The following is a 23,556-nucleotide window of genomic DNA, read 5'->3' as shown; positions in this document are numbered from 1 at the left end:
CATACGAAGAGCTTCGTCGAGTCGTCAGCAACAATGAGATTATCTCACGGGCTCACGCTGTGCCGGCTGTCGAGACCTCGGGGTAAACACGTACCTTATGAGGAAGAAGGAACCCAGATCGCAGGTTTCGAATCCGTCTCAGACGCGATGGCTGACGGTGATAACGAGATTACGGTACTGCTTGGTGACTTGGACGGATTCCCGGGACCCCACACAGTTCGTCTCGTTCCGGATTCTCGACTAAGTGATGAGGACTATATGATCGATGAGACACTTTCAGCAGGGACATCGGAATCCGATATTGCTCGCGAGACAAACCCCTCCCTTCGCGGGATAGTCGAAGTTGGGGACTTGGAATACGATTCTCCTGTTAACGATTCGATCACGGTCTCAGAAGCTGATCTCCCCAAGCAGGGTGACATCCCTCATATACTCACACTACACCCGATCGATAGCAATGAAATCGTTCATACGGATCTATTTCTCGGCAGTTCATCCGTCTTATCCGGCAAAGAGTCGAACATCCAAGTAGAATTAAAAGATCAGTACCATGAAACGGTTCGTTTCTCACGGAACAACCGGTACGCAGCAGTTATGCGAGTCGTTGATACTGAGTACGAAACTGGAGATCAGGTTCCCATTGGATCCGTTCCTCCGTTACCGAACTCGGATGCCATTCAGGGATTCGCTCAGAGCGGAGTCGCTGATATCGGAACAGTCAGTATAAACAGGTCGGACATCGCTTTTGAATCGGTAGATCAAGTATTTGAGACTAGTGCGGATTACTCTGACGAGGTCATCTATGCTGGAGAGAACACCGCCTTTGAGTACTCTGGTAGCGAGCCTCAGGAAGTTCGGATTTATAAGGAAACGGAGGCTGGCAGCGAGGTACTCACATACGTTGAGTCCGCCGATTCCGACCCTAACCCCCTAATTCTCGATACCACAGATCTTGAGACCGGGCAATATTTCGTCTCTGGTGGCGGTTTTGACGAGAACTCCACGTTCACAGTCGTCAGCTCTGACGATCAGTATAGTGAGTTAACCAGTATCACGGACTCCACTTATATAGGCGATAAGATTGAATTTGAAATGGAAGCCGATACTAACACCACACACCTCACCCTCACCGGTCCGAACGGGGCCGACGCGGTGACTGCCACGCTTTCGACGCCCCGCGCGGAGTCGGTCGGGGTCGCTCTCAACACCTATCACGCGGGCGATCCGGACCACGAGGAGTCCCTCCTGACGCTCGACGGACCGGGCTCGATCGACTCGGTGACGACGACCGACCGCGCCGGACCCCTCTCCGCCGGGAACTACACGCTCACGGCCCGCGCGGCTCCGGACGGCCCCACCGCGACCGCGACGACGACGCTGTCTCCCCGCTCGACGGACCGCCTGACCGTCTACACCACCCCGGACTCACCCCCCGAGGCCTTCGCCACGCCCGGCGACGTGACCGACGCGATCGCGACGGAGACCCTCTCCGCGACGGAGGCGGTCGACGCGAACGATACGGTAGTGTACGCGGTCAACGCGACCGGACTCGACGGCTTCCTCGCGACCGCCGACCCCGCCCCCGAGACCGGCGCGGCCCTCGACGCCCTCGACGGCCTCGCGTTCGCGGTGACCGAACACCCCGACACGAACGCCGACAGCGACACGGACGCCGACGGCGACACGGACGCCGACGCCGATACGGACGCCGACGCCACGATCCGAGCCACCGCCGACGGAACCACCCCGATCGCGGGCGGCGGCGGCCTCTTCCTCGTCGCGAACGCGACCGAGACCCTGCGCGCAGACGGGGCGGGCGAGACCGACGACGCCGACGGAACCGACCTCGTCGCCGCGTTCGACGTGACCGACGACCGGCTCCGCACGGCCGCGGCGTCCGACCCGGACGCGGACGCCGGCCACACGGTCGAGACTCCACTGACGTACGTTCCGCCGGCCGACGCCGAGGAGGCGACCGACGCGGACGGCTCGACCGACACGGACGCCGATGCCGATGCCGCCACCGGGTCGGACGATGCCGATGAGTCGGACGAACCTGCCGAACCGGATGGAGGCGGTTCCACCGCCGGGGACCCGGCCGGAGCCGGAAGCGACGATCGGGGGACCGCTCCCGACGACGACCCGGACGCCGAGGCCGACGACTCCGGCGGCTCGGGTGGCTCCGGGAGTTCGGGTGGCTCCGGTGGCTCGGGTGGCTCCGGTGGCTCGGGTGGCTCCGGCGGCTCGGCTGGCTCCGGGAGTTCGGGTGGCTCGGATGACTCCGGCGACTCCGACGGGACCGGTGGTTCGGCTCCGAGCGACGATCGAGCGGGGGGCGGCTCCGACGGAGACGGACCGGCCGCAGCGGACCGGACCTCGGACTCCGGACCGGACGTCGGAGACGCGAGGGGCGACATCGAGGACGCCGCGACGCCGCGCGCCCCCGACGGGGGGACTGACCCGCTCTGGGCCGCGGGGGAGTCCGGGTCGGACCGCGGGAATCCGGGGATCGAGGCGGCGTCCGAGGCCCCACCCACGATCGAGGACGCGCCGCTCGGCTCGACCGTCGAGGACCTGCCGACCGCCGTCGCCCGCGCCATCGGCGTCGCCTTCCTCGCCGGCGCGCTCGCTATCGGGTTCGCCCTCCGGCGCGGCCGGGACTGAGCCCCCGCGGGCGAGACCCCCTCACGCGGGCCCGGTCGGGGGGACTCCCGCGAACTCCAACGGGGTGCGGTATCCTTTTGCTCGCTCGCCGCCTGGAAGCGAGCATGAGTGTCACGATCACCCCGCCGACCGAACGGACCTGTGAGCTGTGTGGTCGCGTCGAACGGTGGGACGCCGACGTCGAGAGCTGGCGCATCGACGAGGAGACCGGCGATGTCTACTGTATCCACGACTGGGACATCAACGGCAGCTACGCGCCCTTCGAGGACTGACCGGAGCGGCGACCGCGGCGTCGGCCGCGACCCGACGCACCCCGAGGTGGACGAACGTTTATCGGATCGGAAACTACCGACGAGTATCGGCAGTATCTGTGGATATGATCACACGGACTGTCGATGTTGTGGCCGTATCTTCCTGATCGTATATCATGGCAACAGATATCAACCCGTTATGAATAATTACCTTATATTCCCTAATGTGTGTACGAGGGATCCTACCCGTATCAGGGTTATACCTTTAAGTGATCATCCGTGATGGGTGGTATGACCAAGCCACATAGTACCAGCCCCGAGCCGGGGGCGGCCCACGCGGGGAGCGGGGGCCTTGCGGATCCGAGCGACGATCGATCGAACTGCGGCATCGGCGGCGTCGTCGACCTCGACGGCGAGCCCACACACGAGACGGTGACCGACGCGGTACGGCTGCTGGAGAACCTCGAACACCGCGGCACCACCGGCGCGGAGGAGAACACCGGCGACGGAGCCGGCATCATGGTCGCGCGCCCCGACGAGTTCTTCCGTGAGGTCGTCGACGCCGATCTCCCCGAGGAGTACGCGGTCGGCTCGCTGTTCATGCCGAACGAACCGAGCGTTCAGGCCGAGATCCACGATGTCATCGCGGAGGTGTTCTCCGTGTACGGACTGGAAGTGCTGACGTGGCGGGACGTTCCGACGGACAACGCGGATCTGGGTACGACCGCGCTCGACTCCGAACCACACGTCGCCCAACTGTTCGTCGCGCCCGTCGAGGGTGCGGGTCTCGCCGAGCGGTTCACCGATCCGGAGGACGACCCCAACGACGACCCCGCGCTGCTCGGCTTCGACCGCGCGCTGTACGCCGCCCGCCGCGAGATCGAGACCGCCGTCGCCGACATCGACGGAGCGGGCCGGTTCTACGTCTGCTCGCTCGACCGCCAGCGCGTCGTATATAAGGGCCTGCTGAAGGGTTCGCAGCTCTCCGGCTACTACCCCGACCTGTCCGATGAGCGATTCGCGAGCCACGTCGCCCTGGTTCACGCGCGCTTCTCGACGAACACGCTCGGCGCGTGGCACCTCGCGCACCCGTACCGCAACGTCGTCCACAACGGCGAGTTCAACACGATCCGCGGGAACGTCAACTGGATGCGCGCCCGCGAGACCGATCTCGAACACCCCGCTTTCGGCGCGGAGCTCGAGACGATCACGCCGGTGATCGACGACCCGAACCAGTCGGACACCGCGAGCGTCGACAACGCGACCGAACTCCTCCTCCAGACGGGCCGTGACCTCCCACACGTCCTGCGGATGCTCGTCCCCGAGGCCTTCCGTGACGGTGATCTGATGGACGACGCCCGCGCTGACTTCTACGACTACCACGCGTCGCTCGTCGAGCCGTGGGACGGTCCCGCCCTGGTGATCGGCTTCGACGGCGATCAGGTTGCCGGCGTCCTCGACCGTAACGGGCTTCGCCCGTGCCGCTACGAGGTGACGACCGAGAACCGGCTCGTCGTCGGCAGCGAGGTCGGCGCGCTCCCGACCGACGCCGCCGACGTGACGCGCCGCGGTCGCCTCCAGCCGGGCGAGATCTTCGTCGCCGACCCCGAGGAGGGACGCATCATCCCCGACGACGAGGTGTTCGCGGAGCTCACCGACGAGAAGTACGGCGAGTGGGTCGACCGCGAGCAGGTCGACCTCGACGCGGTCGTCGACGGAGGCGACTCTGCCGGAGTCGAGGGCGGAACCGCCGCCGGGATCGACACGACCGGGGACCGAACCGTCCGCGCCCATCAGGCCGCGTTCGGCTACACCACCGACTCGCTGAACCACCTCGTCGAGCCGATGGCGGAGTCCGGGAAGGACCCGGTCGGGTCGATGGGCGACGACACGCCGCTGTCGGTGTTGACCGATATCGACCGCCCGCTGTTCACCTACTTCAAACAGCTGTTCGCACAGGTGTCGAACCCGCCGATAGACTACATCCGCGAGGAGCTCGTCACCTCCTTAGAGACCCGGATCGGCAACCAGCGCAACCTGCTGGCGGAGACGCCCGAGCACGCCCGCCAGATCGTCGCCGACTCGCCCGTGTTGTCCGACGCGGAGACGGCCGCGCTGAAGTCGCTCGGCGACGAGTCGGCGGACCGGCCGGACGCGTTCGACGCCGTCACCGTCGACATCACCTACGGCAACGGGACCTCCCTCACCGACGCCGTGAACCGCGTTCGCGACGACGCCGCGTCGGCGATCGACGCCGGTGCGGACGTGGTCGTGCTCTCGGACCGGGCAGTCGGCCCGGATCGGCTCGCGATCCCGAGCCTGCTCGCGACCGGCGCGGTCCACCACCACCTCGTCCGTGACGGCCTCCGCAACCGCGCGGGGATCGTCGTCGAGTCCGGCGAACCCCACGAGGTCCATCACCTCGCGACGCTCGTCGGCTACGGCGCGGACGGGGTCAACCCGTATCTCGCGTACGCGTCCATCGCAGACGTCGTCGCCGGGCCGGATGGGGCCGACGAGGCGGAGGCGCTCGCGGCCTACCGGCACGCGCTGGAGGACGGTCTCCTGAAGACGATGGCGAAGATGGGCATCTCGACGATGGAGTCGTATCAGGGCGCACAGATCTTCGAGGCGGTCGGACTCGACTCCGGGCTCGTCGCCGAGTTCTTCGAGGGCACGGAGATCCGTACGGAGGGGATCGGGATAGAACAGATCGAGGACGACCTCCGGACCCGCCACGCGATGGCGTTCGGCGCGGACCCCGAGTTGGAGACGACCGGCGAGTACGAGAACCGCTCGTCGGGACTGAAACACGGCTGGAACCCACAGACCGTCGGCACGCTCCAGCAGGCGGTCCGTGGCGGCGACTACGAGAAGTACGGCGAGTTCGCCGACCTCGTCAACGACCAGACCGAGGAGCTGCAGACGCTTCGCGGGCTCCTCGAGTTCGAGTCCGACCGCGACCCCGTTCCGGTCGAGGAGGTTGAGGAGGTTGAGTCGATCGTCGAGCGCTTCTCGACGGCCGCGATGAGCCTCGGGAGCCTCTCGCCGGAGGCGCACGAGAACAACGCCATCGCGATGAACCGGCTGGGCGCGAAGTCGAACACGGGGGAGGGCGGTGAGCCGCCCGAACGGTTCGACACCGAAAAGGAGTGTTCGGTCAAACAGGTCGCCTCCGGCCGGTTCGGCGTCACCGCGGACTACCTCGCGAACGCCGAGGAGCTGCAGATCAAGATGGCACAGGGGTCGAAGCCGGGCGAGGGCGGGCACCTCCCCGGCGAGAAGGTCAACGAGATGATCGCCCACGTCCGGTGTTCCACGCCGGGCGTCGGGCTCATCTCGCCGCCCCCGCAACACGACATCTACTCGATCGAGGACCTCAAACAGCTCATCTTCGACCTGAAAGCGGCCAGTCCGGACGCCGACGTCAACGTGAAACTCGTCTCGGAGGCGGGTATCGGCACCATCGCGGCCGGCGTCGCGAAGGCGAACGCGGACGTCGTTCACGTCTCGGGTCACTCCGGCGGCACCGGGGCGTCCCCGAAGACGTCGATCAAGAACGCGGGGCTGCCCTGGGAGCTGGGCCTCGCCGAGGCGAACCAGATGCTCCGAGCGACCGGCCTGCGCGACCGGATCAGGGTGACCGCCGACGGCGGGCTCAAGACGGGCCGCGACGTGGCGGTCGCCGCCGCGCTCGGCGCGGAGGAGTACGTGTTCGGCACCGCCTCGCTCGTCACCTCGGGGTGCGTGATGGCCCGGCAGTGTCACGAGAACACCTGTCCGGTGGGCGTCGCGACCCAGCGCGAGGACCTCCGGAACCGGTTCCCCGGCCAGCCGGACCACGTCATCAACTACATGACGTTCATCGCCCAGGAGCTGCGCGAGATCATGGCCGAACTCGGCTTCACGGACGTCGAGGAGTTCATCGGCCGCCCCGACCTGCTCACACAGCGCGACACCGACCACGAGAAGGCGAAACACCTCGACCTGTCGGCGGTGATCGCGGACCCCGCGGGCGACGCCCGCACGAAGACTCGCGCGCAGACACACGCCGGCATCGAGGAACTGCTCGACTGGGACCTCATCGAGGAGGCGAGCCCTGCCATCGAGGACGGCGCGCCGGTCGCGCTCACCCGCGAGATCCGCAACGTCGACCGCGCGGTCGGCGCGACGCTCTCGAACCGCATCGTCTCCGCACACGGCGGCGAGGGCCTCCCCGATGACACCGTCTCCTGCCGGTTCGACGGCCACGCCGGCCAGAGCTTCGGGGCGTTCCTCGCGCAGGGGGTCACGCTCGAACTCTCGGGGGCCGCCAACGACTACGTCGGCAAGGGGCTCTCCGGCGGTCGGATCGTGATCGACACGCCCGCCGACGCGGGCTACGACCCGATCGAGAACGTCGTCGCCGGCAACGTCTGTTTGTACGGCGCGACCGCCGGTGAGGCGTACGTCAACGGCGTCGCCGGCGAGCGGTTTGGCGTCCGCAACTCGGGCGTCCGGGCGGTCGTCGAGGGCGTCGGCGACCACGGCTGTGAGTACATGACCGGCGGCGTCGTCGCCGTGCTCGGCGACACGGGCCGTAACTTCGCGGCCGGGATGTCGGGCGGTATCGCGTACGTCTACGACCCCGACGACCGCTTCGAGGAGCGCGTCAACCGTGGGATGGTGTCGCTCTCGGAGACGCTGGAGGAGTCCGACGAACGGATGCTTCGCCGGCTCGTCGAGAACCATCATGCCTACACCGAAAGCGAGCGTGCCGCGGAGCTGCTCGACGACTGGGCCGCCGCGCTCGACGACTTCGTCCGCGTCTTCCCCGACGCCTACGCCGATGTCATCGCGGAGGGGAAGGGTGCCGACGTGCGCGAGAAGCCGCCCACCCCCGCCGAGGCAACTCCGGAGGACGCCGGCGACGCGGCCGGGCAGGTCTCCAGCGACGACTGACGGCTCCTCTCCGTCGGTACACCGCCACTTCTCATCGATACACTGACGACGTTTCGTCGACGAATTCGGTGTTCCTGTCTCCGACTCAATCCTCCAGCGTCTCGCTCTCGACGACCCGCTCGACCCCTCGCTGGACGTGTCGCTCGCGGGCCTCCTCGATGAACTCCTCGGGCAGTTCGTCGATCTCGCCCGCCTGAACGCCCCACAGCTTCGCGTAGAGCCCGTCGGCCTCGATGAGTTCGTCGTGGGTACCCCGCTCGACGACCTCGCCGTCCTCCAACACGAGCGTCGTGTCCGCGTCGGTGACGGTCGACAGTCGGTGGGCGATGACGAACGTGGTGCGGTCGGCCGCCAGTCGGTCGAGCGAGCGCTGGATCAGCATCTCCGTCTCGGTGTCGACCGCGCTCGTCGCCTCATCGAGAATCAGGATCGCGGGATCCTGTAACACGACTCGTGCGATGGCGACGCGCTGGCGCTGGCCGCCCGAGAGCTTCACGCCGCGCTCGCCGATCCGTGTGTCGTAGCCGTTCGGGAGCGAGTCGATGAACTCGTGGGCCTCCGCGGCCTTTGCGGCCTCGCGCACCCGATCACGAACCGCGTCGCGGTCGACGCTCGCGTCCGCGCTCGCTTCCGGAGTTCTGTCCGTCCACGCGCCCGTGAACCGGCCGTACCGGATGTTTTCGGCGATGGTGCCGTCGAACAGCGTGGTGTCCTGTGAGACGTAGCCGATCGACGACCGGAGGCTCGCGACGGTCACGTCCCGCACGTCGTGGCCGTCGACGCGGATCGCGCCGTCGGTGACGTCGTACAGGCGGGAGAGCAGTTTGAGCAGGGTGGACTTGCCCGCGCCGGTCGGGCCGACGAGCGCGACCGTGTCGCCCGGATTTGCCCGGAAGGACACGTTCCGGATCACCTCCTCTTCTGCGTCCGCGGGGTCGACGAGGGCGTTCTCCGCGTACGCGAAGGAGACGCCGTCGTAGACGACCTCGCCGTCGACCCCCTCGTTCCGTCCGCCCGCTCGGTCGCCGTCGCCGCCCCCGAGTTCGACCGCGTCCTCGCGGTCCGTGATCCGGATCGGGATGTCCCGCAGCCCGAACACGCGCTCGGAGGAGGCCTTCGCGTTCTCGTACTGGTCGACGATGTTCGACACCTCAGCGAGGGGCGCGACGAACTGCTGGGTCAGGAGGACGAACGTGACGAACGTCCCAACGGTCAGCTCCGTGGTGAACGGTCCCGGCGGGCCCTGCGTGAGCCAGAATCCGCCGACGAGGAACGTCGCCGCGAACGCGAGCCCCGCCAGCAGCTCCATCCCCGGCCGGTAGACGTAGTTGAGCCGGAGGATGTCCATCGTGCGCTCGAAGTAGGACTTGGAGGCGGCCTCGACGCGGTCGCTCTCGTGGGCCTCGGTGTTCGAGGTCTTCACGAGTTCGACGCCCGAGAGCGCGTTCTCGAGGGCGGTGTTGAGGTCGCCGACGATCGCCCGCTGTTCGACGTATCTCGGCTCGACCGCGCGCATGAACCAGAGCGTGAAGAGGACCATGAGCGGAATGGCCGAGAGCGTGACGATGGCAAGCTCGTAGTTGTAATAAAAGAGGACGCCGGCGATACCGACGACCATCACGCCGAGCCGCGCGGAGTTCTGGAGGGCGTTGTCCAGGAACACCTCCAGATTGGAGGCATCATTGTTTAGCACGGACATCACCTCGCCGGTCTGTTTGTCGTCGAAGAAGGTCATGTCGAGCCGCTGCATCCGGTCGAAGGAGTCGGTCCGGACCGCGTGCATCACCCGGTGTGCGAAGTTGTTCGCGGCGATGCCGTATATAAACGTAAAGACGCCGGTGACGACGAACGCGCCGACGATGAGGATTACGGAGAGCTGGAACTGCGCGGCGTCCGCGGTCGGCAACCACGCGTCGGGAACGATCGGGAGGGTGTACGGACCGTCGCCGGTGAACACGGCGTCGATAGCGACGCCGAGGACCACCGGCGGGATCAGCCCCGCGACGCGGGCGATCACGTTGGCGGCCATCCCGATGACGAGCCAGTGGGCCTCCGCGGCCCCGTACTCGCGAAACAGTCTGACCAGCGGTCGCTCTACCCGATCACGATATACCTCGAACGCGTTCCGCTCGTCCGCGGCCATGCGACGATCCGACGACTCCGGGCGTCATGTATCCGTTGGCTCCGGCCGGCCTGTCCGGGTCGCGACCGCGAACCGGTCACGACGATGTCGATCGATACCCCTCCCGGACCGCTTAATAGCCGCCGGGGACTGGGTTCGGTGTGGACGAACTCGTCGTTTCGACGGAGGTACACGCCGACCCGGAGGTCGTGTACGAGTTCCTGCTCGACTTCCCCCAGTACGCGCGCTACTCCGAGTACCTCCGCGAGGTCCGAACGCTACAGGGCGACGGCGGCCCCGACACGCGCTACGCGCTCACGTTCGCGTGGTGGAAACTCACCTACACCGCCCACTCCAGAGTGACCGGCGTTCAGCCACCCGACCGAATCGACTGGCGGATCACCAAGGACATCGACGCCAACGGCTGCTGGCGAGTGACGCCGCTCGACGCTGGGGACGACGACTCCGACGCGGCCGGTTCACCCTCCTGTGAGGTCGCGCTCGAAGTCGAGTTCGACCCCGGATCCGCGAGCCCGGACGCGCTCGATCTCCCGCGACTCGTCTCCTTCGACTGGGTGCTGAAGAAGGCGATCCCCCTCATCAGGTCCGAGGCCGAGCGGGTCGTCGAGCGCGCGGTCAGGGACTTGGAGGGGTCGAATCGGAACGTCGACCTCGACGTGTACGTCGACTCCGATCGGATCTGATACGTCGACTCCGATCGGATCTGACCCGACCCCTGCTCGCCGAGTCGAAGCCCTTAAGATATCCAGCCCGGAAGAAACGGTTGCGTACGAGGGCTCGTAGATCAGTGGTAGATCATCCCCCTGGCACGGGGAAGGCCCGGGGTTCAAATCCCCGCGAGTCCACTACCGTTTTGCGGCTGTGACCAGGGTTCTTCACCGCAAGGTAGGACTCTTCTAACAGCCGGATTCGCAACTTTTGGGCTAGAAACGTCTCCCTCGAAAAACCGAGTTCATAAGAATCGCTTAGGCGGGTCGCCGCCTGCTAGCGATTTATATAGTGAGCGGAGGTGGTCATTCCGATAAGCCGGGGGATCTACCTCCCAAGTCTCCAACGGGTGTACCATATCCCTAACTCCGAATTTCGGCGTTCCGACGGAGCGAGAATCGGGTTCTATTGATAGATCGACTTTTCTCTCCACCGGAGATCTTTTCACCGTCGATCTTCTATCCTCTCCGCTGGCTCCCCCGGTCTCCCAGTAGCGACTCTATCTACCCATGGTGTCCCAATCACCCCCGACAGAGACACTCGTGTGACACCCGGGTCATATCGACGAGGTGCCGGTGGATGTCCGCGGCGAGCCGGTACATCGCCTCGGCTTGTTCCTTCGTCGCGATTCCAAGCCTGTAATAGGTCTTCGTTCGGTTCCGGTTCCACAGCTCGGCAAGGTCCTCCCCAAATGCGTCGTCGTAGAGACCGATCTCAGCACCACGTTGGTAGAGCCGTCGGTGGCTGCTGATGATCTCCGCGGCGGACATGGCTCCATCGTGGATCAACCGGAACTGGATAGTGCGCTCGATGGCGACGAACGCCGACTCGATTACGACCGTGTAGTATCCTTGGTCGAGGAGGTTCGAGCCGACCTCCAACAGCCGGCAGGCACGGCGAAGTTGGACCAGCTCCGCGTCGTCGACGCCTAATCCCTCCTCGATCGTTCCGGGGCTGCCCTCGAAGGTCCGCTCGGCGTCCACCAATTGGTCTCGAATATTCTCATTCATCGGCGTACACCTCGGTGCGGAGTTCGGACAGTTGATCGGAGCCGACCAGCGTAATCCCGTCGTCGAACTGGGGCCGGAGTTGGCCGCCTATTCGTTGGACGCTGTCAGGCGATTCGACGAGCGGCTGGAATGTGTATCGGTTCCCCTCGAACCGTTGATCTTCGAGATCACTAACGACTGACTGAACGGTCCGACGAGCTGCCGTCCTCTCTTCGTCGATGATCACCAAGAGATCAATGTCGCTGGTCCTATCTGCTTCTCCCCGAGCGACGCTTCCGAATAGGACGACCCCGACTAACTCGTCCAACTCGTTTTGGAGTTGTTGTAGAAATGCCCGGACTGGTTGGTGAAACTCGTCCTGTGGGATCGAGAGAATCGGATCCGGTTTTGTGAGCCGCTCTCGGTTGATCCGGACCTGCTGGGTTCGCCCGTCCTGTGTAGTCTCGATGACATCGAGATCGGAAAGCAGCCTGACCGCCTTTGAGATCGTTCCTTGATTTGCTCCCGTGAGGTTCGCGAGCTCGCTCATCGAGTACGTCGCGTACGGTTGGTCGATGAGAACGTCGAGAACATCCTGCATCGCTTGGTATCGGAATACTCGATCCTCCGGAAACGGATACTGCAGTGCTATCGACACCGACTCATTCCTATTAGGCATACAATTCCTATTAGGAAACTGTTTGAAAACTCTAGCGGTGAAACTTGTTCAACGACTGAGTGCTAGACTGTCTCTGTAGATGAGCAAGGCGAGTCCCTCGGGCCTTGACCCCGGGGCGGTTTCACCCTGATTCGGAGATGAAGATGTCTCATCGCGGTTCACATACTTCGTGAGAGAACCCTGAACCGGCCAGTATAGACTCTAAAAATAGCACTGAATTATGAGCCTCGTTGACTCGGAGCGACCGAGTTCTACGAGAGAGCGAGAATGGTCGAGCAGTGATTTGAACCCTACCAGTCGCGCGCAGCGAGCGGAGCGAGCGAGCACGTCTGGTGCTGGTTCAAATCCCCCGCGAGTCCACTCCTTCACTCCCTTCGGTCGTCCCGTTCTCTCGCGTGGTCCCGTTCGCTTCGCTCACGGGACCCCCGCGAGTCCACTTTTGAACGCTAGTGACAACGGCGAACAGAGCGTATGCGCTGGCCGACCGCTACTTTCGGTTCGGAAGCGACCCCGGTTCGAGCGACTCCTCCTCGCCGGTGGTCACCTCGCGCTCGAACCCGTAGAGCACGAGGCCGGTGTTGGCGGTCACGAGGATACCGGTCATCGGGACGGACGCGAACAGGTACATTGAGAACCCGATGGACACCGGGATCGCGGCGATCGCCGCCCACAGCGTGGGACGAGCGACGTCGACTCGGGTCGCATCCCAGCGGATCACCACGAAGGCGACGAGCGTCGCACCCACGCCACCGATTGCGATTGCCGGCGACTCCACGAGAACCATACGGATACTTGGTCGACACGGTCAAAAGCGTTCCGTGCGACCGTCGACGGCCGATGACGACGAGATCCGTTATCGTCCGGATGCGAAGCGGTTGTATGCCTCCGTGTGTGACTTCCTCCAACCGACGAATGAGCGACGCTCACGACGCTGACCTCGGCACGGCGGCGAAACGCGAACTCGGCTACTCGCGCTGGTGGCAGATCACGGCCGCCGCCGTGATGATGGCGCTCGTGAGCCCGTATCAGTACGTGTGGTCGTCGCTGGAGGGGCCGCTCGCGGCCGACCTGGATGCCTCCCTGTCGGCGCTGGGGTTCGTGTTCACGGCGTACGTCGTGGCGATGGCGCTGATCCAGTTCCCGGCCGGCTGGTGGCGCGACCGGTACGGCCCGCGGGCGGTGACTCTCGTCGCGGGCGTGCTGGCTGGTGGGGGGTACGTGGCGCTGGCGTTCGTGACGGAGCTGTGGCACGTCTACGTCGTTTACACGGTCGGCGCGGTCGGGGTGGGGATGGTGTATACGGTCGCGGTCAACACCGCCGTGAAGTGGTTTCCCGACAGGCGCGGTCTCACGACCGGGATCGGAACGATGGCCTTCGCGGCCGGCAGCGCGGCGTTCGTTCCGTTCATCCGCTACATGGTCGCCGGGGACGCGCTTGCGACCGGACTCTGGACGTCCGGCGCGCTGATCGGGGTCGGAGTCATCGTCGGTGCGTTGGTTCTCGCGGACCCGCCACACGGCTGGAACCATCCGGACGGTGACGTCGACGGCGACAGCGACGTTGACGCCGACAGCAACACCGACAGCGACAGCGATGCTGATGCCGGCAGCGACACCGAAAGCGACGCTGAGAGGGACGGAGTCGACGTGGACCACGCCGGAACCCGCCAGTACACGTGGCGCGAGATGCTCCGCACGTGGCAGTTCTGGGTCATGTACTTCATGTTCTTCGCGGTCAGCGCGGCCGGACTGATGATCACCGCGCGGACGGTGTTGTACGCGGAGGACGCCGGTTTGACGGCGCGGACCGCGACGATCGCGGCGACGCTGCTGCCGGTCGGGTCGGCGGGCGGCCGGCTGATCGTCGGCGGGCTCTCGGACCGGTTCGATCGTGAACGGATCACCGCAGTCTCGTTTCTGGCCTGTGGGCTCGCCACGCTCGCGATCGTCGTCTTCGCCGAGTTCGAGAGCGGGGCCGGGTACGTGCTCGCGGTCGCGGTCGCCGTCTTCTTCTGGAGCTCGCAGTTCTCGCTGTTCCCGAGCCTCGTCGGCGACTACTACGGGGCCCGCCACTCCTCGGCGAACTACTCGCTCGTCTACTCGGGGAAGATGTGGGGCGGCGTCTTCGGCGGCGGCGTCGTCGGCTGGCTCGTCGGCGTCATCGGCTGGGACGCCACGTTCGTCGGCGGCGGCGTGCTGGCGCTCGCCGCCGGACTCGCCGGGTTCCTGCTGCGACCGCCCTGACGCTCCGTTCCGACCGGATCGTCGACCGAAGCTACCTGAATCAAGGAGAGAGTCCCGGTGTTCACGCCGGGGAGGATGTCATCGCTCGACGTCGAGTCTGAGTTCCACCGACGCGCCGTCCGCCGAGAGCGCGTCGACGAGGTCGCGATCGAGGTCGGCGGCGGCCGCGTCGGCGTCCACGAGTATCGTCCGCTCGTCGTCGGTGTAGTCGCTCGTGCGCCCGACCATCGACCGATCGTCAACGAGCGTTAGGTCGGGGTCGCCGCGGCCGACGATCCTCGCGGAGCGGGTTTCGTCGTTACTGCCGGGATCCACCGTGATCGTCGCGATGATCGTCGCTGCCGGATCCCGGCAGGCAGTCCGGAACGCGGGGTCGAAGTCCCGCGGCGTCCGGTCGGCGTCGACCGCGAGGATACAGTCGCCGGCCGGGGTGAGCCAGTCGTCGGTCGTGAACTCGAACGTACTCGCGTGCTCGGCGGTAACGTTCTCGTGACCGCGCGCGTGAACGGTCTCAGTCAGCGTTTCCACGTCGCTCTCGGGATCGGTCGCAGCGTCGTGTTCGGCCGAGGAATCAGCGTCGCTCATACGCGTGGATCGTCGCTCGCCCGGAAAGTCCCTACCGCTTCGCGGTCGTTCGCGCTCCGGACGTCAGACGTCGGCACCCTCGGCGAGCGCGGGAACGAGTCGGGCCGGGTTCTTCGCGAGCACGCGCCGCATGAGGTCCTCGGAGACGTCGAGGGTCAACACCTCCATCACGCCGACGTTGGGGTGAACGTCCGGAGCGCCGGAGCCGAACACGATCCGGTCCGGATGCTCCAGAACGCCCCGCTCCAGTATCTCGCGGTAGCGGACCGCGCTCGTGTCGAGATATAGCCGGTCGTGGTCGTCGAGGAGGTCGAGCGTCCGGTTCATCAGGTCGGAGTCCAGTGGATAGCCCCCGAAGCTGGCGAGGATCACGGGAAAGTCGTAGCCCAACAGCTCGCGCTCGACCGCGTCGGGCGGGAAGCGCTTCCCGCCGTGGACGATCACCGGGAGATCGGCCGCTTCCAGCCGCGTCAGAACGTCCTCGTTCGGGAGGCCGTCGTAGGGCGGAACGATCTTGAACCCGTGAAACCGGTCGTCGTAGGAGTACTGCTCGACGTCGTCGGGGCGAGCGTGGTGGTCGTCGCGCTCGGCTCGGAGGTTCCGGAGCGCGGCGGCGGGGCCGTCACGCGGGTCGCGCGGGCCGTTGAGTCGGGCGAACGCGACGAACGGCCGGTCGACGGAGAGCCGGGCGACGGCGTTGTTCGCGCGGAGGTAGCTCCGACCTTGGGCACGTCGGCCGGGGCTCGCAACGGCCCGGACGATCCCCGCCTGATGCATCTCGCGTTCGAGCCGCTCGGGGGTGATGTCCCGGCCGTGGAGCGCGACCGAGGCCTCGTCGGGGTCCAGCGTGGCGTGGGTGTCGACGATCCGGAAGTCGTGTTCCAACCCCAGCATTCGATAGTTCATCCCACGCGTCAGACATGTGTCTGTCGGTCCCCGCGAGCAACTCGCGTGGCGGTCACGTCGGTTGCTGTCCGTCCCCGTTCACGGCCCCGCGGTCGAGACGATCTTGATCACGTCGCCCTCCGACAGTTCGTGTCCCTCCCCGATCCGCCGGGCGGACCGCGCGTCGACCGCGTGGAGGTATCCCTCGCCGATGTCGGTGTGGACCGCGTACGCCAGATCCGGCGGGGTCGACCCGGTCGGCAACAGGAACGCGTCGGGAAGGACGGTCCCCGTCCCGTCGGTCCACTTGGAGGCGTCCTGGACCGGATACACGGTCACCCGGTCGAGCAGGTCGTAGACGGCCGCGTTCAACGCAGTCTGAACGCCCGTCCCGCCGTGGTCAGCCATCACGCCGCGGATCGCATCGAGCCCCTCGCGCTGGCCGTCCGAGAGGTCGCCCGTGATCTCGAAGTCGTCGTCGCCCGGATCGTAGTCGACGATCCCCGCGTCCGCGCCGCGGCGTAAGGCCCGCTCGCCGTCGGCTGTCGCTGCCACCACCGGCTTGTCCGTCCCCTCGCGGATCCGGTCGACCGCACCGTCGGGGGCGGCGTCAGCTTTGTTGGCGACGACGACGATCGGCTTGGTTCGGCGGCGGATGGCGCGTGCGAGTTCCTCGCGGTCGTCAGCGGTCCACACCTTCGGGTCGTCGGGGTACTCCAGCCCGCGAAGGACGCTCGCCACGTCGGGTTCCGTCGCGCCGAACCCGGTCAACAGATCGGTGACGGTTTCCTCCAGATCGAACTCCGGCGAGCGTGACTTCCGCTCGACGCTCTCCCAGTTGCGGTCGACGATCCCCGCGAGCCACAGGTCCATCTCCTCCTCGATGAAGTCCACGTCGTCGAGCGGATCGTGGCTTCCGGGCTCGACGGGCTCGCCCTCGGCGTTCGTCGCGCCCGACGCGTCGACGACGTTTATCACCACGTCCGCGTTCGTCAACTCGTCGAGGAACTGGTTGCCGAGCCCCTTCCCCTCGTGAGCGCCCGGGACGAGACCGGCGACATCGAGGAGTTCGACCGGAACGTATCGTTTCCCGTCGCGGCAGTGCTCCCCGCCGCAGCGCTCGTCGCGGTCGAGACAGGGGCACTCCGTCCGAACGTGTGTCACTCCGCGGTTCGCGTCGATCGTCGTGAACGGGTAGTTCGCGACGTCGACGTCGGCCATCGTCGCGGCAGTATAAAAGGTGGACTTGCCGGCGTTCGGCTTCCCCGCCAGCGCGACCGTGATCATAGGGGAGGGTCGCGGCGGGACGAAAAGCGCCTTTCGGTCGGTCTCCGTGAGGCGTGCGAGCCGTGAGGGAGGTCGATCCATGGAACACGGACACACAGGCGCACGCCTCCGAGCGGGCCATTGGCCCGCGAGGAGCCCGTGCGAGGGAGTCGGTGGTCCGTAGCGAAGCGGAGGGCCACCGACGAGGCTGGGGAGGTGTGAGGTGCGGTCGCTGTGCGGCGCGGGGTGGGACTCAAAGGGGCAGTCACCGGCGCTACGCGCCGGTTGCAAGCGAGAGCTCCGCTCTCGCCCTGCCGCGAGGACGAAGACGGGTGACGCAAGGACCGCAGGAGCGAACAGCGAGGGACCGAAGGTCCCTCTGGCAGCCGGCGGCGGAGCCGCCGGCGACGGAGTGAGCGACGAGGACCGCAGCGAGCCCATCGAGTCCTCGCGGCTGGGGCTTTGGCGGTGTTCACCGCGGCTCTATCGCCGACAACTTATAAGCGAGCGGCTGGGGCGTTGACGGTGTTCACCCCCAGATCGCCGTCAGAAGCGTCTTATAAACGATCGACTGGAGAGTCAGGAACAGTCACGCTCAACCCACGGCCAACAACGACTTATAAACTCACTTTCGCGCGACGATCCGGAGCACGTCCTCGTCGGCGAGTTCGTGGCTCTTCCCGACCTGCTGGTCGTCGTGTTTCGCGCTCGGTCCCGACACGCGCGCGAACTTGAATCGCTCGTCGAACTCGCCGCCGATCTTCGTACAGGCGTCGCCGACGGTGTCGCCCTCAAACAACACCAGCGGCTCCTCGTAGTCGACGCCCTTGCCCGGTTTGTCCATATAAATACGGATGAGCCCCAGCTCCTCCCAGAGCCGCTCTTTTAAGCCGTCGAGGCCAAGCTCCTTCTCGGCGGAAATGAAGAGCACGTCGTCAGGATCGAGGTCGCGCTCACGGAGCTCTTCTTTGACCGTCGGGAGGTACGACTTATCGATGAGATCCGCTTTGTTGACGGAAACCATCGACGGGAGGTACTCGCGGTTGTCCATCACGGCGTCGACGAGCTCGTCGATCGTGAGGTCGTGGGGGATCGTCACCTTCGCGTTGACGTAGCCGTACTCGCGGAGCACCTGCTTGACGGTGTCCTCGTCGAGGCTCACGTCGTCGCTCATCGTCACGCCGATCCCGTCTTTGTGCGTCTTCCGGATGTTGATGTTCGGCGGTTCGGTATCAATCCGGATGTTGGTCGCGTACAGCTCCTCCGCGAGCCGGTCGTACTGCTCAATCTCGAAGACGGAGAGCATGAACACGACGAGATCGGCGGTCCGGACGACCGAGAGCACCTCCTTTCCGCCCCCGCGCCCGCCCGCGGCCCCCTCGATCAGCCCCGGCACGTCGAGGATCTGGATGTTCGCGCCACGATACTTCAGCATGCCCGGATTGACGTCGAGCGTCGTGAACTCGTAGGAACCGACCTCGCTGTCGGCGTTGGTGAGGGCGTTTATCAGCGTTGACTTGCCGACGCTCGGGAACCCGACCAAGGCGACCGTCGCGTCGCCGTGCTTCTCGACGGCGTACCCGTGGCCGCCGCCGGCCGAGGACTGGTTCTCCAGTTTCTCTTTCTTCTCCGCGAGTTTCGCCTTTAGACGCCCGATATGTGCCTCGGTGGCCTTGTTGTAGGGGGTTTCGGCGATCTCCTCGCGGAGTTCCTCGATCTCTGCTTCCAGTCCCATCGGTAGTACCTCGGCCGGTCGACTCGTTAAAAGTGTTCCTTCGTCGGCGACGACGCCCCGTTCGTCCCGCAACGATCCCACGTCGCGCTCGCGTCCCGGTGTGCCGGTCCCCGTTTCCCGTGACGATCAACCGATGACGCCGACGAGTAGCTGGATCGTGATCAACAGCAGGAACACCAGTCCGGCGGCGAAGGACCCGGCGGCGACGCCGTGTGCGTTTCCGAGCCCGCGACCGCGGGTGCCGAAGTAGGTTCCGAGGAAGACGAACGCGGTCAACAGGAGTCCGACGATCGCATACACGACTCCGAGAAGCGTGTCCGAGAGCTCCGGAACGAGTCCGAAGTCGCCGACGGCGAGTACCACGAGCGCGCCGACGCCGAGCGTGATGGCGACGAACGCGATCGACCAGACCGCGGGCGTTCGAGCTATCTCGGCGAGCCGCCCCGTCATCGCCGCGTAGCTGTCGACCGGCTCGTCGGCTCCCGGCGGAACGCGCTGGCCGCCGATCCGTGCGACGGCGAGAAACGTCCCGACGACGAGCAGCCCCATCAGCGCCGTACTCAAGAGCGTAAGCGAAACCATGATGTCCTCGTTGTTACTCGGTCCGCTCGCGCGTACAAATAGCCTTCGTATGTCCCGCCAGTTGACCCTCGTCGATCCCGCGAGTGGTGCCGGTTCTCCCCTCCCGTCCGCGCCCGTACACAAGAGTTAACTTCACCATCGCTAAGAAGGTCACAAGAGCAGAGAGACGAACATGATAGATTCACTTATCCTGCAAGGGGGAGCTGACTGGCGCGCGCAGGCGGAGGTCTTCGACGAGATCTTCTTCGTCTTCCTCGCGTTGGGCACGCTCGTGGGTATCATCGTGGTCGCATACACGCTGTTGAACGTGTACAAGTACCGCGATGACGGCAGCGAACCGAAGGAGGACTTCGACGCCCCAGTGGTGGGCGAACTGCCGACCGGACAGGGCGGTCCGAAAGCCAAGAAGCTCTTCCTCTCGTTCGGGTTGAGCGCGATCGTCGTGATCAGCTTGGTCGTGTACGCATACGGACTGCTCCTCTATGTCGAGGAAGGCCCTGACTCCGACGGCGAGGGCGACATCGAGATTGTCGTCGAGGGGTACCAGTACGGCTGGGACTACTTCTACGAGAACGGCCACATGGAAACGAACGAGCTAGTCGTCCCCGCCGACCAGCGGGTCGACATCGCCGTGACGTCACGCGACGTCTGGCATAATTTCGGGTCATCAGAGTTACGGATAAAATCCGATGCCATCCCGGGTGAGACCGCGACGAACTGGTTCTCAGTCAGTTCCGAGGAGGTCGAAGCCCAGGGTGGAGAGGCGAATTTCCTCGTCGAGTGTTTCGAGCTCTGTGGCTCCGGTCACTCGATTATGAAGGGTGAGATCACGGTGATCCCACAAGACGAGTGGGAGGAGTGGTACGAAGACACCGAAGCGGACGAGGAGGGCCAAGAGACATGGGAAGAACACTTCCAAGAGGAGGGTAGCTAACGATGGCTGAGCTTCCACCGACGACTTCGGTCAAGCGTTGGCTCGTTACCACGAACCACAAGGACATCGGGATCCTGTATGCGATCACGGCGCTGTTCTTCCTGTTGTTCGGCGGCGTGCTCGCGCTGCTGATCCGCGTCCAGCTCTGGGACCCGGCGAGTCACGTCCTCTCGGGGCTGGCGTACAACGAGGCCGTCACCGCACACGGGCTCATAATGGTCTTTTGGTTCCTCTCGCCGTTCGCATTCGCCTTTGCGAACTACTTCGTCCCGCTCCAGATCGGGGCCGACGACCTCGCGTTCCCCCGACTGAACGCGCTCTCCTACTGGATGTACCTGTTCTCGGGAATCCTCCTCGGGATCAGCTTCTTCCAAGGCGGCACGCTCGATGCGGGGTGGACGATGTATGCCCCGTTGAACGTGCCGATGTACACGCCGAGTATCGGGTCTACGGGGGCGGTGCTCGCGCTGTTCATGTTCGTCATCGGCGTCACCGCGTCGACGGTGAACTTCCTCACGTCGATACACCACTCCCGTGCTGAGGGGATGGGGATCATGGATATGCCAATGTTCACGTGGTCCATCCTCGCGACCGTCTGGATGATGCTGTTCGCGTTCGCGGCGCTGCTCGCCGTCGGTCTCATCCTCGCGTCCGACCGCGTGCTCGGCAGCGTCTACTTCTCCGCCACCGAGGGCGGCTCGCTACTGTGGGGACACCTCTTCTGGTTCTTCGGCCATCCGGAGGTGTACATCGTCTTCTTCCCGGCGCTCGGGGTCATGTTGGAGCTGTTCCAGACCTTCTCCGGACGCCGGCTCGTCGGCCGGAAATGGGTGATCATCTCAATCTGTCTGATCTCCGTCCAGTCGTTCCTCGTGTGGATGCACCACATGTTCCTGACGACGATCAACCTGGAGATCAAGACGCTGATGATGGCGACCACCATTGGGATCTCGCTCCCCTTCGATCTGTTGGTGTTCGCACTGATCTACACGCTGATTAAGGGGCGGATTCAGTTCACGACGCCGTTCCTGTTTGCGTTCGGCGCGCTACTACTCTTCATCCTCGGTGGCATCACCGGCGTCTTCCTCGGTGCCATCGTCCTCGACTACGAGTTCCGCGGTACCTACTGGGTGGTGGCACACTTCCACTACGTGATGTTCGGCGGCGCGACCGCGCTGTTCGGCGGGGCGTACTACTGGTTCCCGAAGGTGACTGGGAAGATGTACGACGAGTTCCTCGGGAAGGTCCACTTCGTGATCTTCTTTATCAGCTTCAACATGGTCTACTTCTCGATGTTCCTCGCGTGGGAGACTCCCCGTCGGGTGTTCGAGTACAACCCCGCGTTCCAGGGAATGCACCAGATCGGAACGATCGGGGCGTTCATCCTCGGCTTTTCCTTCTTCATCATGTTCTACAACTTCGCGAAGTCGTACGTCTCCGGGCCGGAGGCGGGCGACAACCCGTGGGACTACTCGCGGACCGCGGAGTGGGCGGTCTCCTCGCCGCCGCCGCTGGAGAACTGGCCGAACCGTCCTTCCTACGCCTCCGGGAAACTGGAGTTCGTGAAGGACTACGTGACGGACGGCGGCCCGGCGGTCAAGACCGACGAGAACGGCGACGCCCTCACCGATGGCGGCGACAGTCACTCCGAACACATCCGCAACTATCCGCACTGGGACAAACACCCGAGCCACGCCAGCATCTGGCCGTTCGCGCTGTCGCTGGCGACGGGGATCCTCCTGTTGGGCCTCTCCGGATTCAACGAGTCGACCGAGTTCATCTTCGGGAACGCGATCACGGAGCTCTCGGTCGCGATCAGCAACCCCATATATCCCGCTCTCACCGTCATTGGACTCGTCGCGTTGATCTGGACCGGCGTGAAGTGGGGCTTGGAGGACTTCTACGCGCCGCCGAGCGAGTTCGCCGAGCGGTGGCCGTTCAACGGCGTCGAGAAGGTCAAGCTGGGAATGTGGTTCTTCCTCGCCTCTGACGTGATCGTCTTCGGGGCGTTCATCTCCGCGGCCGTCTTCATCCGGTACAACGCCGGCTGGGGAACGTGGACACCGATACCGGACTCGCTGCCGGGCCTTATAAACACGTTTGTGCTGCTCACCTCGTCGTTCACGGTGATCCTCGCGTTGGTCGCTGCCCACCGTAAGAGTCGCAAGGGGCTGTTAGCGACGCTCGGTGCGACGACGCTGCTCGGGTTCACCTTCCTCGGCGTGAAGGCGTGGGAGTGGTGGACCAAGATCTACGTCGACGGCGTCACCCTCAGCACGGTCGCCGAGGGGCTTCCGTACACGGATATTCAGGCATCGGTCTACTTCGTGACGACCGGCCTCCACGCGGTCCACGTGATCGGCGGGCTGTTGATAGCCGGCTTCCTGATGTATCGCGCGTATCAGGGGGCCTACATGGAGGACGAGCGGCCGGTGGAGTACTTCGGCCTCTACTGGCACTTCGTGGACATCGTCTGGGTGTTCCTCTTCCCGCTGTTCTACCTGTTCTAAAGCGGTCGCGGCGGTCTTTTCGGCGTCTTCTTATAAGCGAGCGCGTGACGTTATAGCGGCTACTGCTCGGTCGATGGCGAACTGGATAGCGGAGTCAGGGGGCGGCCGCTCGTTTATAAATAGATGAGCGTGGATCGGCGGTGAGCTCGGTTATACACTCGGTCGGCGATTTATACGCAGTCGAGCACCAACCGACGGTGGCGGTCTCCCAAGTCCCAGCCGTTCGTTCATAAGTAGATAACTGTGGATCGGCGGTGAACACCTCCAAAGCCCCAGCCGTTTACTTATAAGTGGTTAGTTGTGGATCGGCGGTGAACACCTCCAAAGCCCCAGCCGTGCGGGCCCCGTACGCTCGCTGTCGTCCGAAAATCGAAGATTTTCGGGATGTCGTCAGAACTCTTTGAGTTCTGACTGCTAGCCAAAAATCTCCGATTTCTGGC

The 23,556-nt window shown here is 64.9% G+C and carries 16 protein-coding genes and 1 tRNA gene; 8 read left to right on the top strand and 9 right to left on the bottom strand.

Features of this window, described 5'->3' with window-relative positions; all coding sequences use genetic code 11:
• Positions 1-1,092 precede the first annotated feature (1,092 nt).
• The 3 genes from J2751_RS14445 to gltB all read left to right on the top strand — a co-directional run bounded on the left by J2751_RS14445 (position 1,093) and on the right by gltB (position 7,856).
• Positions 1,093-2,664, top strand: coding sequence for a hypothetical protein (locus tag J2751_RS14445; RefSeq protein WP_209487042.1), 1,572 nt, complete (start codon positions 1,093-1,095; stop codon positions 2,662-2,664).
• A 104-nt stretch (positions 2,665-2,768) separates the two neighbouring features.
• Complete coding sequence (locus J2751_RS14440; protein ID WP_209487040.1) at positions 2,769-2,936, top strand: HEWD family protein; 168 nt, start codon at positions 2,769-2,771, stop codon at positions 2,934-2,936.
• Between the two features lie 270 nt (positions 2,937-3,206).
• A complete protein-coding gene (gltB, locus tag J2751_RS14435) occupies positions 3,207-7,856 on the top strand; it encodes a glutamate synthase large subunit (RefSeq protein ID WP_209487038.1) in 4,650 nt (1,549 codons plus the stop codon).
• An 85-nt stretch (positions 7,857-7,941) separates the two neighbouring features.
• On the opposite strand, the gene J2751_RS14430 is transcribed toward gltB, so the two are convergent.
• Positions 7,942-9,999 carry an ABC transporter ATP-binding protein gene (locus tag J2751_RS14430; protein WP_209487036.1) on the bottom strand — a complete coding sequence of 686 codons (2,058 nt, stop codon included), beginning with the start codon at positions 9,997-9,999 and terminating at the stop codon, positions 7,942-7,944.
• Between the two features lie 140 nt (positions 10,000-10,139).
• On the opposite strand from J2751_RS14430, the gene J2751_RS14425 reads away from it, so the two are divergent.
• Positions 10,140-10,682 (top strand): type II toxin-antitoxin system RatA family toxin, encoded by a 543-nt coding sequence (locus tag J2751_RS14425; protein WP_209487034.1) that lies wholly within the window; start codon positions 10,140-10,142, stop codon positions 10,680-10,682.
• 90 nt (positions 10,683-10,772) lie between these two features.
• Positions 10,773-10,844 (top strand) — tRNA-Ala (locus J2751_RS14420).
• A 384-nt stretch (positions 10,845-11,228) separates the two neighbouring features.
• Here J2751_RS14420 and J2751_RS14415 read toward each other — a convergent pair.
• The 3 genes from J2751_RS14415 to J2751_RS14405 form a co-directional block, all read right to left on the bottom strand.
• On the bottom strand, positions 11,229-11,717 hold the full coding sequence (locus J2751_RS14415) for a hypothetical protein (RefSeq protein WP_209487032.1): 489 nt from the start codon (positions 11,715-11,717) through the stop codon (positions 11,229-11,231).
• Positions 11,710-12,297 (bottom strand): nucleotidyltransferase domain-containing protein, encoded by a 588-nt coding sequence (locus J2751_RS14410; protein ID WP_209487029.1) that lies wholly within the window; start codon positions 12,295-12,297, stop codon positions 11,710-11,712. Before J2751_RS14410 ends, J2751_RS14415 begins: the two co-directional genes overlap by 8 nt.
• Positions 12,298-12,862: 565 nt before the next feature.
• Complete coding sequence (locus J2751_RS14405) at positions 12,863-13,159, bottom strand: hypothetical protein (protein WP_209487027.1); 297 nt, start codon at positions 13,157-13,159, stop codon at positions 12,863-12,865.
• Positions 13,160-13,287: 128 nt separating this feature from the next.
• On the opposite strand from J2751_RS14405, the gene J2751_RS14400 reads away from it, so the two are divergent.
• A complete protein-coding gene (locus J2751_RS14400; RefSeq protein ID WP_209487025.1) occupies positions 13,288-14,619 on the top strand; it encodes an OFA family MFS transporter in 1,332 nt (443 codons plus the stop codon).
• Between the two features lie 78 nt (positions 14,620-14,697).
• On the opposite strand, the gene J2751_RS14395 is transcribed toward J2751_RS14400, so the two are convergent.
• The 5 genes from J2751_RS14395 to J2751_RS14375 all read right to left on the bottom strand — a co-directional run bounded on the left by J2751_RS14395 (position 14,698) and on the right by J2751_RS14375 (position 19,672).
• Positions 14,698-15,204, bottom strand: coding sequence for a DUF371 domain-containing protein (locus J2751_RS14395; RefSeq protein ID WP_209487023.1), 507 nt, complete (start codon positions 15,202-15,204; stop codon positions 14,698-14,700).
• A 63-nt stretch (positions 15,205-15,267) separates the two neighbouring features.
• On the bottom strand, positions 15,268-16,098 hold the full coding sequence (locus J2751_RS14390) for an amidohydrolase family protein (RefSeq protein ID WP_209487021.1): 831 nt from the start codon (positions 16,096-16,098) through the stop codon (positions 15,268-15,270).
• Between the two features lie 90 nt (positions 16,099-16,188).
• Positions 16,189-17,376 carry a redox-regulated ATPase YchF gene (locus J2751_RS14385; protein ID WP_209487043.1) on the bottom strand — a complete coding sequence of 396 codons (1,188 nt, stop codon included), beginning with the start codon at positions 17,374-17,376 and terminating at the stop codon, positions 16,189-16,191.
• Between the two features lie 604 nt (positions 17,377-17,980).
• Positions 17,981-19,090 carry an OBG GTPase family GTP-binding protein gene (locus tag J2751_RS14380; RefSeq protein WP_209487019.1) on the bottom strand — a complete coding sequence of 370 codons (1,110 nt, stop codon included), beginning with the start codon at positions 19,088-19,090 and terminating at the stop codon, positions 17,981-17,983.
• A gap of 126 nt (positions 19,091-19,216) precedes the next feature.
• Complete coding sequence (locus tag J2751_RS14375; RefSeq protein WP_209487017.1) at positions 19,217-19,672, bottom strand: hypothetical protein; 456 nt, start codon at positions 19,670-19,672, stop codon at positions 19,217-19,219.
• Between the two features lie 172 nt (positions 19,673-19,844).
• Between J2751_RS14375 and coxB the strand changes: the two genes are divergently transcribed.
• On the top strand, positions 19,845-20,606 hold the full coding sequence (coxB, locus tag J2751_RS14370; protein ID WP_209487015.1) for a cytochrome c oxidase subunit II: 762 nt from the start codon (positions 19,845-19,847) through the stop codon (positions 20,604-20,606).
• A 2-nt stretch (positions 20,607-20,608) separates the two neighbouring features.
• The gene (locus J2751_RS14365) at positions 20,609-23,116 is read left to right on the top strand and encodes a cbb3-type cytochrome c oxidase subunit I (RefSeq protein ID WP_209487014.1); all 2,508 of its coding nucleotides are present in this window, start codon (positions 20,609-20,611) and stop codon (positions 23,114-23,116) included.
• Positions 23,117-23,556: the final 440 nt, after the last annotated feature.

It is taken from the genome of Halorubrum alkaliphilum, from assembly GCF_017873815.1.
GTDB lineage: Archaea > Halobacteriota > Halobacteria > Halobacteriales > Haloferacaceae > Halorubrum > Halorubrum alkaliphilum.
Note: the sequence above shows the minus strand (reverse complement) of the source record. Positions and strands in the feature narration are given on the sequence as shown.